The organism is Streptomyces sp. NBC_00322, assembly GCF_036147535.1.
Taxonomy (GTDB): Bacteria; Actinomycetota; Actinomycetes; order Streptomycetales; family Streptomycetaceae; genus Streptomyces.
In genome coordinates this window covers 609,183-622,845 of the sequence record NZ_CP108019.1, presented here as the reverse complement: position 1 = coordinate 622,845, position 13,663 = coordinate 609,183, and the positions used below count along the sequence as shown (strand labels likewise).

The following is a 13,663-nucleotide window of genomic DNA, read 5'->3' as shown; positions in this document are numbered from 1 at the left end:
GCCTAGGCGCCGCATCCCGCGTACAGCCGCGGTCGACGGGTGCGATGGGGCGTAAGACCGGCGCACGCGACCGCGTGCGCGCCCTCTGCGGCGCAGCATGAGCGAGGCGGGGTGAGAGGTAACCGCCGTGCGGTCACCGGTGTTATCAGAATTTCGTGCCCATGGGGCAAAAGCCTCCGCGATGGGCTACGGACCGTCTCCGAGGGCGTACTCTTCGCGTACTCGGACGACACACGGTCGAAGGAAGCGGATGTGACCTACACGGGAGACCGGCCGGGGCGACCGCGTCGGCTGCTGCTGGAACGTGATGCAGAACTCGCGGCAGTGGATGTTCTGTTGACCGACCTGAGCGGGTCGTCCACGGGCTCGGCCGCACCGGGTAGCGGCGGCTTACTGACCTTTGCCGGGCCGGCGGGACTCGGCAAGACGACTCTCCTCACAGAGGTGCGGAGGAAGGCCGTGGCTCGCGGCTGCACGGTGCTTTTCGCCCGCGGAGGAGAGCAGGAGCAGGGCGTCGCCTTCCATGTCGTACGCCAGCTCGTCCAGCCCGTACTCGCGGCAGCCACCGAGAAGGAACACCGCAAGATACTGGGCAGTTGGTACGAAATCGTCGCCCCTGCGGTCGGTCTGGTAGCGGGGAACAGCAACGGCTCACCCGATCCACAGGGCGTGCGGGACGGCCTGGACTGGATCGCCACCCGCTTCGCCGTCCAGCAGGCGCCGCTGGTGGTGATGGTGGACGACGCCCACTGGGCCGACGCCGAGTCGCTGGCCTGGCTCACCGGCTTCGCACCGCGGGTCAGTGAGCTCCCGTTGCTGCTCGTCGTGGCCTACCGCTCCGATGAACTCCCCGCCGACGCGACGGCGTTCGGCAGACTTGGCGAACGCCATGGATCGCGCCCCTTCGACCTCGTACCGTTCACCCCCGGCGCGGTCAGCCGCATCGTCCGGGACACCCTGGGTGAGGAAGCCGACGAGGGGTTCTGCCGCGAGGCCTGGGCGGTCACCGGAGGGAACCCGTTCGAGACCGTCGAACTCACCGCCAGGGTCGCCGATCGCGGGCTGAAACCACAGGTCGTGCACGTGCCCGAACTCCGGGAACTCGCCTCTGCCGTGAAGGGCGGCGGGCTCATCGAGCGGCTGGAGCGGCTCGGCACCTCCGTCGTCCGGTTTGCCTGGAGTGCTGCCGTGCTCGGCGCCGAGGCGTCCCGGAGTCTGGCAGCGAGCGTCGGCGGACTGGGCGATGCCGAGTCATCCGACGCCGTCGCCCGGCTGCGCCAGGCCCGCATCCTCGCCGACCCGGCTCCCGACGCCCCGGACGACGACCGGTTGGAGTTTTTCCACCCGCTGGTCGCCACCGCCGTCTACCGGGCGATTCCCGCGGCGTTCCGCGTGGCCATGCACGGCCAGGCCGCCGCTGTTGTCTCGAGCGCGGGCCTGGGCGCAACCACGGCTGCCCGGCACCTGTTGGAGGTGCACCCCGAGAGCGACCCCTGGGCCGTGCGGCAGTTCCGCGAAGCCGCCCGCGAGTACCTGAGGGCAGGCGCTCCTGAGGCCGCCCGGCGCTGCCTCGCCAGGGCACTGCGCGAGCCACCCGCGCTGGAGGAGCGGGCCGATGTGCTGTTCGAACTTGGCTGCTCCGCCCTGCTCACCGAACCTGCGACCACGGTCAACCATCTGCGGGCCGCACTGGACGAGCCCGTTCTCGACCCGGCGCTGCGCGAAGCCATCGTCTACCGGCTGGCGCAGGCCCTCGGTCACTCGGACCGGATGGCGGAGGCAGCCGAGACGGTTGCCGAAGCCGCCCGGGGGGCCACCAACGCAAGGACCCGGCTGCGCATGCAGGCGGAGCAGTTCATGTGGAACGCCTTCCGGGCCGACGAACAGGACTCGCCCGCCCGCTCACGAAAGCTGGCCAGGCTCGCCGAGCACCTCAGCGGCCGCGGCACAGCGGAGCGGTACATCCTGGGGCTGCGTGCCTGGGACGCCATGGTGCGCGGCGAGCCCGCCGCCACCGCTCTCCACTATGCGGAGGAAGCCCTGGGCGAGGGCCTCAAGTGGACCGACGAGCAGTGGGGTTTCGAGGTCCCGGTCCTGGTCGCCCTCACCTTCATGTACTGCGACCAGCCCGGGCGCGCGGAGGAACTCTTCAACAGAGGCATCGCAGAATGTGAGACCAAGGGCTGGCGCGGAGCCCATCTGTCCTTCGGTTACACACTTCTGGGGTATATCCGCTATCGCCGCGGATGCCTTGACGAGGCCGAGAGCCTGGTCCGCGGCGGACTGCGCATCGCGGACAGGGTCGGGCACCAGGTGCCCGCACAGTACTTCGCCATCGGCATCCTCATCGAGATCCTGCTCGCCCGAGGCCGCACCCAGGACGCCCAGGAACTCGCCACCATGTACAGCTACGGCGAAGTCGTGCCCAGCGCCGTGGTGTACCCGGACTCCCAGACCGTCTACAGCGAGCTGCTGCTCGCCCTGGGCATGCATCGAGAGGCCGAGCATCACCTTGCCCGGGTCGGTCTCCGGCTCGAACCGCGCGGCATGCGCAACCCCGCCTGGTGCCCCTGGCAGCTCCACCTGGCCCGAGCACTGAAAAACGACGACCCTGAACGAGCCGTCGAGTACGCCTCCGAAGGCGTCCGCAGGGCCCGTCGATTCGGTACCCAGTCCGCCATCGGACAGGCCTTGCGTGCCATGGCTTCGGTGGCCCACGGTGCGGAACGGGTCACCCTGCTGGCCCAAGCCGTCGAACACCTCGAGCGCTCCCCGTCCGGCTATGACCTGGCGTGTGCGCTGGTGGACCACGGCATCGCACTGCGCCAGGTCGGACTGCCGCAGGACGCAGCCGAGCAGCTTCACCGTGGACTGGAAGGCGCCGTTCAGTGCGGGGCCGACGCCCTCGCGGCGCGGGCCCGTGAGGAGCTGGACGCGGCTGGTCTGTGGCCGGTCCAACTGCGTACCACGGCCACGGAATCGCTCACCGCGCAGGAGCGGACGGTGGCCGAATGGGCTGCCCGAGGCTGGTCGAACGCCCGCATCGCGGAGGCGCTGGGCGCTCAGGACCCGGTGGTGACGCGCTTGCTGTCGGACATTTACCGCAAGGTCGGCTCCGACCACGAGGGCCTGACACGGCTGATCGGGGGGCAGGGCGGCGCACGGCCGACACCGGGTGACTGAGCCGTAAGGTGAAGCCCCACGGGTTCGCTGTTCCCGTGGGGGCTCCGCCGTGCGGGCCGAGCGGCCGAGAACGACGTCAGCGCGGCGAAAGCTGGTCGTACGTCTTGAAGGTGTAGTACGCGGACAAGGTGATCGCGTTTCCGGCCTTCGCCGGGAGGCCGAACCGGTCGTTGACGAGGCCGCCCAGAGGGCCACAGCCGTCGGCGCCCGGGGCGGTGAAGACATCGTCGTACGCGTCGAACTTGATGATGGGCGGGTTCTTCGACACCCATTGGGAGGCGCCCGCGCGCTCCAGACGAAGCTCGATCGGGGCGTCGCCACCGATGACGCAACCATGCGGCAGCAGGGGACTGAGGGCGCGAAAGCGCATGGTGAACAGGCCCAGGCTGTTCCCGACAGAGTAGAAGTCGGACCGGCCGCCGTACTCGGGCTGCAGGGACAGTGAGAGCAGGCGGCCGTGGTCGCCGGCGGCGTTGCCGAGGAGGCCGCCGGGGACCCGCGTCGGCGAGCTGCGCAGCGCGCCCCAGACCTGCCCCCTGCTTCCGTCGGGCAGCGGACCTTCGGCATGGGTGATGGTCATCGGCGCCAGTTCGGGAATGGTTCGGCTTCCGAGGGTCAACGAGCCGGTGGCGGTGAGGACTTCGCATTTCCAGCGGGGCGCGTCGACACCGGCCGGGATCTCCGGGCAATCGTTGAAGTCGTACGAGGGGGTGGGCGGCGCGTCGGCGGCGACAGCGGGGGCGCCGGCCGCACCGATGACGGTGGTGGCGAGGGTGGCGGCGACTGCGAGTCCGACGGCCCCGCGGCGGACGGTCGAGGGGCGCTTCTCGGTGGTGGTCTGCATGAGTCTCACCCTGCTGTCGCACACAGCCCGGCGGCCATGGGGAAGCCCCCTTGCCATACCCTGAGCCGCCCCTGACGTCTTGTCAGGGTGCGGCCCCTAAGGCGAGCGCGTGTACTTCCGCCCCGCTGCCGTGCCCCTTCGCGCTGGGCTCGGGGCTTGGAGTGGTGATTGCCAGTCTGCGGGCCGCTTCGCTGCTGGTCTCTGCCATCATGCGACGATGATCGAGTATGAATCGCCGGACCGCCGCCCGCTGTTTCGCCGCCCCGAAGAGGGGGAGTTGATCGACGTGGCAGGGGTCGAGCATTTCTTCAGGCTGACCGCCGAGCACACCGAAGGCCGGTTCGCCTTCGAGGAGTTCACGCTGGGCCCGGGGATCGTGGGCGCCCGTCCCCATGTCCACCACGGACACGACGAGTACTTCTACGTCCTGGAGGGGGACTTGACGCTCCACAACGGCGACGGTGAGATAACCGCCGGTCCCGGTGGCCTGCTGGCCGCGGTGCGCGGCACACCACACGGATTCCGCAACGCCGGCACACAGACCGCGCGAGCCCTGTGCCTCTACACTCCTGCCGGATACGAGGGGTACTTCCGCGAGGTGCACGCGGCGGTGGCCGCCGGCGCCGAGGTGACTGACGAACTGCTGGCGGAGTTCCGCGGACGGTACCGCACGACCTCCGCGAGCTGAGCGTGAGCGCGCGGTCGCGACCGGGTCAGGCTGGCACCAGGTACGCCTGGCCTGGGAGTTGGCCAAGTCGACGGTTGTGATTCCGATCCCGGGTTGTGGTGTCCCGTGAATGATCTTTGAGGGGGTCCGGACATGGTCATGCCGCAGTTCGGGAGCGGGCCTCGCCTTCCTCCCTCCCGTCCGTGTCATGGTGAATGGGCGTCCCCGAACCGGTCAGCGGGACCCCCGTCCCGCCCCGGCGCGTGGCGACGATCTCCGCCGCGATGGACAGGGCGGTCTCCTCGGGAGTGCGGGCGCCGAGGTCGAGGCCGATGGGGGAGCGCAAGCGGGCCAACTCACCTTCCGTGACGCCGACTTCGCGCAGGCGCCGGTTGCGGTCCTCGTGGGTGCGGCGCGAGCCCATCGCGCCGACGAACGCGACCGGCAGCCGCAGGGCCGCCTTGAGCAGCGGCACGTCGAACTTGGCGTCATGGGTGAGCACGCACAGGACGGTTCGTTCGTCTGTCGCGGTGCGCCGGAGGTAGCGGTGCGGCCAGTCGACCACGAGGTCGTCGGCCTCGGGGAAGCGGACGCGGGTGGCGAAGACCGGCCGGGCGTCGCACACGGTCACGTGGTAGCCGAGGAACTTGCCCGCCCGTACGAGCGCCGTCGCGAAGTCCACGGCGCCGAAGACGATCATCCGGGGCGGCGGCAGGCTCGACTCCACGAACAGCGTCACGCCGCCCGGGCAGCGCGCCCCGTCCTCCGCGATCTCGACGGTGCCGGTGCGGCCGGTGTCCAGCATCGCGCGGGCCTCCGCCGCCGCCGTCCGGTCCAGACCCTGACGGCCGTCGAGGCTGCCCTCGTACGATCCGTCGGGGTGGACGAGCAGCACCCTGCCGAGCAGTTCGTCCGGGCCCCGGGCCACCCGGGCCAGTGCCGCCGCCTTTCCTCGGTCCGCCGCCGACACCCCTGCCCGGAAGACCTGAGCGTCCGCGCGCACCGGCGTGACCAGGACTTCGATGACGCCGCCGCAGGTGAGTCCCACCGCGAAGGCGTCCTCGTCGCTGTATCCGAACTGTTCGCGCACCGTCCGGCCGTCCTGGAGCGCCTGGACGCACAGGTCGTACACGGCTCCTTCCACGCAACCACCGGAGACGGAACCGATGGCGGTGCCGTGACTGTCGACTGCCAGCGCGGCGCCGGGACCGCGGGGCGCGCTGCCGCCGACGGCCACGACCGTGGCAACGGCGAAGTCCCGGCCCTGATCGAACCAGCGGTTCAACTCCTGTGCGATGTCAAGCACTCCGGACTTCCTCCTCCGACCGACTCCGAGCCTCCTCCTCCGCCCGACGCCTGGCTTCGTCCGCCGCCCGCAGGACGCGGTCCGGACGGATCGGCAGGTCCCGGTGGCGTACGCCGGTCGCGTGCCACACCGCGTTGGCGATCGCGGCGGCGACGCCCACGATGCCGATCTCGCCGATGCCCTTGATCCCGACCGGGTCGTCCGGGACGGGGTCGTCCACCCAGTCCGCCTCGATGAGCGGCACGTCGGCGTGCGCGGCGAAGTGATAGCCGGCGAGGTCGGCGCCGACAAGGCCGCCGGAGGCCTGGTCCCTGATCGCCTCCTCGTGGAGGGCCATGGACAGCCCCCAGGTCATCCCGCCGATGAACTGGCTGCGGGCCGTGAGCGGGTTGACGATGGTGCCCGCGGCATAGATGCCGAGCAGCCGTCGCGCGCGCACCTCACCGGTAGTGACATCCACCGCGACCTCGGCGAAGTGCGCCCCGAAGGAGTGCCGTTCCTGCTGCGCGAGAGCCTCGATGGCCTCGGCGGTGTTCGACCGGGCGGTGATCCCCTCCGGGGGAATGCTGCCCCCCAGCGCCAGTCGCTCCCGCAGCTCGGCCGCCGCGAGTGTCACCGCCCACGCCCAGGAGCGCGTGCCCGTCGAGCCGCCGGCGATCATCGCCGGACCGAGGTCGCTGTCCGCGATGTGCAGCCGGATGCGGTCCCGATCCACCTCCAGCGCGTCCGAGGCGATCGAGGCGATCGCGGTCCGCGCCCCCGTGCCGATGTCCGTCGCGTTGATCCGCACGGTGAAGGTTCCGTCCGGCTCCGCGGTCACGGCCGCGGTGGACGGGCCGACTCCCGAGGGGTAGGTGGCCGCCGCCGTTCCGGTCCCGAGCAGCCAGCGCCCCTCACGGCGCAGGCCGGGCCGCGGGTCGCGGTCCGCCCAGCCGAACCTGCGGGCGCCCTCCTCGAAGCAGGCCAGCACATTGCGGCTGCTGAACGGCAGCCCGGACACGGGACCCGTCTCGGGTTCGTTGCGCGTGCGCAACTCGATCGGGTCCATGCCGCACTTCTCGGCCAGTTCGTCGAGGGCGGATTCGAGGGCGAAGGACCCTGGTGCCTCACCCGGCGCGCGCATCCAGGTCGGGGTCGGCACGTCGAGCCGTACGAGCCGGTGAAGGGTGTGATGGGCGTCGGCGTCGTACATCACGCGCCCCATCACGGCGCTCGACTCGATGAATTCGTGCACGGTCGAGGTCAGACTCTGCGCCTGGTGGTCGAACGCGCGCAGCCGCCCGTCGGCGTCGGCGCCGAGCCTGATCCGCTGCGCCGTGGGGCTGCGGTAACCGACGAGGGAGAACATCTGGCGGCGGGTCAGGACGACACGGACCGGGCGGTGGAGGACGGTCGTGGCCATCACGGCGGCCACTTGGTGGGGGCTCAGGCCCTTCGATCCGAAGCCGCCGCCGACATGCTCGGCCCGCACCCGTACGGAAGCCGGATCGAGTGAGAAGAGCGATGCGAGTTCGCCCGCCACCCAGGTGCTGCCCTGGTTGGAATCGACGACGTCGAGCCGGCCACCGTCCCAGCGAGCCGTCGCCGCATGCGGCTCCATCGCGTTGTGGTGTTCCTCCGGCGTGGTGTACTCCTCGTCCACGACAACGGCGGAAGCGCCGAGTTGAGCCTCTATGTCCCCCTTCTCCGTCTCGGCCTGGACCATCGGGGTGTTCTCCGGCGTGTACGCATCGGAACGTCCCGAGGAGAACGCGACGTCGTGCGGTTCCTCGTCGTATCGCACCACCAGCGCCTCGGCGGCCTCTCTGGCCTGCTCGGACGTCTCGGCCACTACCAACGCCACCGGCCAGCCCACGAAGGGCACACGGTCGTGCTGGAAGATCCCGAGCACCGGGTTCGGCCGCCCCAGCATGCCGACATAGTCGGTGTCGACGCGCGGCGCATTCCCGTGGTGCAGCACGGCGAGGACGCCGGGCATGGCCAGGACGGGGGAGTCCTCCACGGAGCGGATACGGCCACGGGCAACGGTCGACAACACCAGCCAGCCGTGGGCGAGTTCGGCGAAGGGTACTTCCCCGGCGTAGCGGGCCGCCCCGGTGACCTTGTCGCGGCCCTCCAGGCGGATGTGGGATGAGCCGACGGCTCCCGTCACGGCTGCGATGTTGGTCGTCGTGGTCATCGGGAGGCCTCCTCGGTGAGTTCGGTGAGCACGGCCACGACGAGGTTGCGCATCAACGTCACCTTGTATCCGTTCTCGGGAAGCGCCTCGGCGGCCGCCAGTTCGGCATCCGCCGCGGCTGCGAACGCCTCCGCGCTCGCCGGGCCGCCGATCAGCACCCGCTCGGCCGCACGAGCCCGCCACGGCCGGGACGCGACCGCCCCGAACGCGAGGCGCACTTCGCGTACGACATCGTCCTGGACGTCGAGTGCAGCGGCGATCGAGCCGATCGCGAATGCGTACGAGGCGCGCTCGCGCACCTTCCGGTACCGCGAGTGGGCGGCGACGGGGGCCGGCGGCAGAGTGACGCCGGTGATCAGCGCGCCGGGCGGAAGGGCGGTCTCGACGTGCGGGGTGTCGCCCACGGGCAGATAGAACTCGGGAAAGGACAACTCGCCCGGTCCGTCGGCCGTTTCGTACGTGATGACGGCGTCGAAGGCGGCGAGCGCGACCGCCATGTCCGATGGATGGGTGGCGACGCAGTGCTCGGAGGCGCCGAGGATCGCGTGGTTGTGGTGCTCGCCGGTGAGGGCGGGGCAACCGCTGCCGGGGGCACGCTTGTTGCACGGCTTGCTGAGGTCGGTGAAGTAGCCACAGCGGGTGCGCTGGAGCAGATTCCCGCCGACCGTGGCCATGTTGCGCAGCTGTCCCGAGGCGCCGGCCAGGACGGCCTGCGCCAACGCCGGGTAATGACGCCGTACGTCGGGATGGGCCGCGAGATCGCTGTTGGTGACGGTCGCGCCGACGCGCAGCCCAGTGTCGTGGCTGAACTCGACTCCGTCGAGAGGAAGTTCGCGTACATCGATGAGCAGCGCGGGCCTTTCCACGCCGGCCTTCATCAGGTCGACGAGGTTGGTGCCGCCGCCGAGGAAGCGGGCGTCGGGGTCGGCGCCCAGCAGGGCGACTGCTCCAGAGACGTCGAAGACGCGTTCGTAGCCGAATTCCCTCATGCCGCCGCCTCCTTGGCCTCTGCCGCCTCTGCCGCCCGGGCGACCGCCTGCACGATCGACACATAGGCGCCGCAGCGGCACAGGTTGCCGCTCATCCGCTCGCGGATCTCTTCGGCGGTGAGCGCAGGCACCCCCGCTTCGGGCCGGACATCGTCGGTCACGGCGCTCGGCCAGCCCGCCGCGTGTTCCTCGATCACCGCGAGGGCCGAACAGATCTGCCCCGGTGTGCAGTAACCGCATTGATAGCCGTCGAGGTCGAGAAAGGCCTGCTGCACGGGATGCAGCCGCTCACCATCGGCCACGCCTTCGATGGTGGTGATCGCGCGCCCCTCGGCCGCGACCGCGAGCTGAAGACAGGAAACTGCCCGGCGCCCGTCGAGCAGCACCGTGCAGGCGCCGCATTGGCCCTGGTCACAGCCCTTTTTGGTACCGGTCAGATCGAGATGCTCGCGCAGGGCGTCGAGCAGGGTGGTGCGATGGTCGACGGGCAGCGTGTACTTCTCGCCATTGATGTTCAGGGTGATGGCGCTGGACGTCGATGGGGCCATGATCAGCCTTCTTTCGCATTGCTGATGCGCGTCGAACGAGACGATCCCGGCAGACAGTCCGGGAGGGAGAGAGCGATGCGGGTGAATGAACCAGTGACGATGACACCGGTCGGCCACACTGTCCGGACCTGCCGCTATGGTGGACCTAAGCGGACAGCTGTCCGTTAGCCATTGAACTTAGCGGACAGCTGTCCGGTTAGCAAGACCGGGCATGGCTGTGATTCCGGAGGGAGGACGAGTGCGGGAAGACAAGAGCGCGACTCTGCGCTCGGACGCGCAACGGAATCGCGAGCGCATCCTGGAAGTCGCGCTGGCCGAGCTGACGCGGGCCGCGGACGCCCCACTGAGCGCGATCGCGAAGAAGGCGGGCGTCGGGCAGGGGACGTTCTACCGCAACTTCCCCAACCGTGAGGCCCTCGTCCTGGAGGTCTACCGCTACGAGATGCAGCAGGTCGCCGACGCCGCTGCCCAACTGCTCCAAACCCGTGCACCTGATCAGGCCCTGAGGGAGTGGATGGACCGCCTGGCCCAGTACGCCATGGCCAAGGCCGGCCTGGCCGACGCGCTGCGCAAGACCACCAGCTCGTACGGCAGCCTGGCCCAGCTGGGTCACGGCCCGGTGACCCGGGCGGTCACGCTCCTGCTGAACGCGAACGAGGAGGCCGGCACGATCCGCCCGGGGCTGACCCCCGACGACTTCGTGCTCGCCATTTCCGGGCTCTGGCAGATCGACCCGCACAGCGACTGGCAGCCGCGTGCGACGCGACTGATGGACATCGTGATGGACGGGCTGCGGGCGGGGGCGTCCAGAGCGGGCGGGCCTGAGGCGGGCGCCTGAGCCGGGCGAATCTCGGCCGGTCGGAATCAGTCGGCGTTCGCGTTCGTGCCCTCGCGGCAGGCGTTCTCGCTCGCCGCCATGTCCTGGGTGCCGATGACGCTGAGCAGTTCCAACTGGGCGGCGCCCTGGGTGCCGGGCGGTGCGGTGAACCACAGCAGGCGCTGGCGTCCGTCCTCGCTGAACAGGCTGTGGCAGTCCAGTTCGATGACGCCCAGTGCGGGGTGGACGATGCGTTTGTGGTCGACCCGGCGCAGGGCGACGTCGTGGGTGTCCCACAGAGCGGCGAACTCGGCACTGCGCCGCCGCAGCACAGCCACCATCCGGGCGACCTCGGTGTCGCGGTCGCGCCGTGCGGCGACTGCCTGGAGGTCGGCGACGAAGACCCGCGAATGGTGCGGGTGATCGTCCGGCGGATAGAGGGCGCGGGCGGCGGGGTCGGTGAACCAGCGGTAGGCGAAGCTCGCGGCCGGCCCGCGTACCGCCGGGGGGCGGCCGACGAGGGCGGCGGCCAGCTCGTTCTGCACGAGGATTTCATGCAGGTCGGTGATGACCTGGGCGGGGGTGGTGGTGAGCCGGTCCAGCAGGCCGAGCAGGGCCGGCTGGACGTGCGCGGACGGGCCGTGCGCCGCCGGAGGGACGGGGCGGGCGGCGAGGTGGAAGAGGTGGTCGCGTTCGTCACCGTTCAGCCGCAGCGCACGGGCGAGGGCGGCTACGACCTGGGCCGAGGGTTGGGCGCCCCGTCCGCGTTCCAGCTCGGTGTAGTAGTCCGCCGACAGCCCGGCCAGCTGCGCGACCTCCTCGCGCCGCAGGCCGGGCACCCGGCGCCGGGGGCCGGTCGGCAGGCCTACGTCGGCCGGCCGTATCCGGTCGCGGCGGGACTTCAGAAATGCGGCGAGTTCGGGAAGGTTCACGCCACCCATCGTGACGCGTACGGCGGGGTCCGAGCCAGGGGATGACAACCCCTGGGTGGACGCAGCCCTGGATGGCGCCTGGAGACCGGCCGATCGTGGTGGAGACGTCGGGGCGCGTTGCCCCGGTCCCACCCCCAGGCAGGAGTCCTCATGTCCCTTTCCCCGAGCTCCGCGGAGAGCCGCACCACGCCCGACCACGCCTCCGCACGGCCCCGGGTCGCCGTCGTCACCGGCGGCTCCCGCGGTATCGGCCGCCAGGCGGTGAGCCGGCTGGCCGCCGACGGGTTCGCCGTCGTGGTCGGGTTCGCAGGTAACCGTGATCTGGCCGAGTCCGCCGTCAAGGACGTCACGGCGACCGGCGGCCGGGCCGTCGCAGTCCAGGCCGACGTGGCCGACGAGCACGCCGTGGCCGCGCTGTTCGCCACCGCGGAGTCCGAGTACGGCGGCGTGGACGTCGTCGTCCACGCCGCCGGCCGGGCGCACACGTCCACCATCGCCGACCTGGACCTGGCCGAGCTGGACGCGCTGCACCGCACCAACATCCGTGGGACCTTCGTCGTCGCCCAGCAGGCAGCCCGGAAGGTTCGCCGCGGCGGGGCGATCGTCATGTTCTCCACCTCCGTGGTGGGCCTGGCCTTCCCCGGCTACGGCGCCTACAGCGCCAGCAAGGGCGCTGTGGAGGCACTCACGCTGATCCTGGCCCGCGAGCTGCGCGGCCGGGATGTCACCGTGAACGCCGTCGCCCCCGGCCCCACCGCCACCGACCTGTTCCTCGACGGCAAGGACGAGCAGACGATCGCCCGCCTGGCCGCCCAGCCCCCGCTGGAACGGCTCGGCACACCCACTGACATCGCCGAGGTTGTCGCATTCCTCGCGGCCCCGGTCGGCCACTGGGTCAACGGACAGGTCGTCCGTGCCAACGGCGGCATCGTCTGACGGCAGCCCCCGGCGCTCGCTCTCGTTGCTCAACAACCCACCCCTGGCGGCGAAGCCGCAGCCGAACACGGACAAGGACGCGCATGCCCTCCGACACGACCAGAACGATCCTGGTGACCGGCGCCGCCAGCGGCTTCGGAGCGCTGACCGTACGTGCCCTCGCCGGCGCCGACCACACGGTGTACGCCGGGATCCGGCAGACCGCGACCCGCAACGCACCGGCGGTGGACGACCTGCAGCGTCACGCCGCCGCCTACGACTGCGACCTGCATGCCGTCGAACTCGACGTCGCCTCCGAGCAGTCCGCCGACGCCGCCATCTCCCACATCCTGGCGGCACGAGGCCGCCTGGACGTGGTCGTCCACAACGCCGGACACATGGCCACCGGACCGGCCGAGGCCTTCACCCCGGCCCAGCTCGCGGAGCTCTACGACATCAACGTCCTGGGCACCCAGCGCGTCAACCGTGCCGCGCTGCCCCACCTGCGCGCCCGCGGCGAGGGACTGCTGGTGTGGATCGGCAGTTCCAGCACCCGGGGCGGCTGCCCGCCGTTCGTCGGCCCGTACTTCGCGGCGAAGGCGGCCATGGATGCCTTGGCCGTCAGCTACGCCGCCGAAGTACTGCGCTTCGGCATCGACACCGCCATCGTCGTCCCCGGCGCCTTCACCTCCGGCACCAACCACTTCGTCCACGCGGGCGCACCCGCCGACACGGCCCGGGCCGCCGCGTACGAGGAGCGCTACGGCGCCCTGCTGGCCGGCCTCGACGAGCGGCTGGCCGCGCTCATCCCGCCGGACGCGGACGCGGCCCAGGTCGCCGACGCCGTCGTACGCCTGGTGGCCATGCCTGCGGGTACGCGGCCACTGCGTACCCACATCGACCCCAGCCGTGACGGCAGCGAAGTCGTCTCAGCGGTCGCCGACCGCATCCGCGCCGACTTCTTCCGCCGGGTCGGGCTGGACGACCTGCTCACCGCAGGCAGCTCCCTGTAACCCCCAATAGAGAGAGAACAACCATGCCGTTCGCGAATTTCAAGGTCCCCGCCGGCACCCTCGACGAGAAGCAGAAGGAGCAGATCATCACCCGCACCACCGACCTGTACGCCGAGATCTACGGCGAACGCGCCCGCGCCACCACCCTGGTCCTGGTCGAGGAGGTCACCGACGGCGGCTGGGGCATCGGCGGCGACGTCCTGACCCTCGCGAGGCTCCAGCAGAGCCAGGACGACTGAACCACCGCACCACGCACGGCAGCCGGGCACA

The 13,663-nt window shown here is 70.8% G+C and carries 12 protein-coding genes; 6 read left to right on the top strand and 6 right to left on the bottom strand.

Translation table 11 applies throughout. The annotated features are described in order from the left end of the window. The first annotated feature begins 252 nt into the window (after nucleotides 1-252). Nucleotides 253-3,183: an ATP-binding protein gene (locus OG905_RS02770; RefSeq protein WP_328665977.1), complete on the top strand. Its 2,931-nt coding sequence runs from the start codon at nucleotides 253-255 to the stop codon at nucleotides 3,181-3,183. 76 nt (nucleotides 3,184-3,259) lie between these two features. Here the strand turns inward: OG905_RS02770 and OG905_RS02765 are convergent, their stop codons facing one another. Continuing rightward, nucleotides 3,260-4,027 (bottom strand): hypothetical protein, encoded by a 768-nt coding sequence (locus OG905_RS02765; protein ID WP_328665976.1) that lies wholly within the window; start codon nucleotides 4,025-4,027, stop codon nucleotides 3,260-3,262. A 217-nt stretch (nucleotides 4,028-4,244) separates the two neighbouring features. Here OG905_RS02765 and OG905_RS02760 point away from each other — a divergent pair, with 217 nt between their 5' ends. After that, a complete protein-coding gene (locus OG905_RS02760) occupies nucleotides 4,245-4,715 on the top strand; it encodes a cupin domain-containing protein (RefSeq protein ID WP_328665975.1) in 471 nt (156 codons plus the stop codon). A 136-nt stretch (nucleotides 4,716-4,851) separates the two neighbouring features. Here the strand turns inward: OG905_RS02760 and OG905_RS02755 are convergent, their stop codons facing one another. The 4 genes from OG905_RS02755 to OG905_RS02740 are packed head-to-tail and all read right to left on the bottom strand — an operon-like array spanning nucleotide 4,852 to nucleotide 9,716. Next, nucleotides 4,852-6,000, bottom strand: a complete 1,149-nt coding sequence (locus OG905_RS02755) for an XdhC/CoxI family protein (protein WP_328665974.1) — start codon at nucleotides 5,998-6,000, stop codon at nucleotides 4,852-4,854. Next, the gene (locus tag OG905_RS02750) at nucleotides 5,993-8,179 is read right to left on the bottom strand and encodes a xanthine dehydrogenase family protein molybdopterin-binding subunit (RefSeq protein WP_328665973.1); all 2,187 of its coding nucleotides are present in this window, start codon (nucleotides 8,177-8,179) and stop codon (nucleotides 5,993-5,995) included. The genes OG905_RS02755 and OG905_RS02750 overlap by 8 nt, the downstream gene beginning before the upstream one ends. Beyond that, nucleotides 8,176-9,168 carry an FAD binding domain-containing protein gene (locus tag OG905_RS02745; RefSeq protein ID WP_328665972.1) on the bottom strand — a complete coding sequence of 331 codons (993 nt, stop codon included), beginning with the start codon at nucleotides 9,166-9,168 and terminating at the stop codon, nucleotides 8,176-8,178. The genes OG905_RS02750 and OG905_RS02745 overlap by 4 nt, the downstream gene beginning before the upstream one ends. Continuing rightward, nucleotides 9,165-9,716, bottom strand: coding sequence for a 2Fe-2S iron-sulfur cluster-binding protein (locus OG905_RS02740; protein ID WP_328665971.1), 552 nt, complete (start codon nucleotides 9,714-9,716; stop codon nucleotides 9,165-9,167). The genes OG905_RS02745 and OG905_RS02740 overlap by 4 nt, the downstream gene beginning before the upstream one ends. 238 nt (nucleotides 9,717-9,954) lie before the next feature. Here OG905_RS02740 and OG905_RS02735 point away from each other — a divergent pair, with 238 nt between their 5' ends. After that, the gene (locus OG905_RS02735; RefSeq protein WP_328665970.1) at nucleotides 9,955-10,554 is read left to right on the top strand and encodes a TetR/AcrR family transcriptional regulator; all 600 of its coding nucleotides are present in this window, start codon (nucleotides 9,955-9,957) and stop codon (nucleotides 10,552-10,554) included. 26 nt (nucleotides 10,555-10,580) lie between these two features. On the opposite strand, the gene OG905_RS02730 is transcribed toward OG905_RS02735, so the two are convergent. Continuing rightward, nucleotides 10,581-11,465, bottom strand: a complete 885-nt coding sequence (locus OG905_RS02730) for a helix-turn-helix transcriptional regulator (RefSeq protein ID WP_328665969.1) — start codon at nucleotides 11,463-11,465, stop codon at nucleotides 10,581-10,583. 150 nt (nucleotides 11,466-11,615) lie between these two features. Between OG905_RS02730 and OG905_RS02725 the strand changes: the two genes are divergently transcribed. From OG905_RS02725 to OG905_RS02715, 3 genes are all read left to right on the top strand, one after another. After that, on the top strand, nucleotides 11,616-12,401 hold the full coding sequence (locus tag OG905_RS02725) for an SDR family oxidoreductase (RefSeq protein ID WP_328665968.1): 786 nt from the start codon (nucleotides 11,616-11,618) through the stop codon (nucleotides 12,399-12,401). An 83-nt stretch (nucleotides 12,402-12,484) separates the two neighbouring features. Beyond that, the gene (locus tag OG905_RS02720; RefSeq protein ID WP_328665967.1) at nucleotides 12,485-13,393 is read left to right on the top strand and encodes an SDR family NAD(P)-dependent oxidoreductase; all 909 of its coding nucleotides are present in this window, start codon (nucleotides 12,485-12,487) and stop codon (nucleotides 13,391-13,393) included. 23 nt (nucleotides 13,394-13,416) lie between these two features. After that, nucleotides 13,417-13,632 (top strand): 4-oxalocrotonate tautomerase family protein, encoded by a 216-nt coding sequence (locus OG905_RS02715; protein WP_328665966.1) that lies wholly within the window; start codon nucleotides 13,417-13,419, stop codon nucleotides 13,630-13,632. Nucleotides 13,633-13,663: the final 31 nt, after the last annotated feature.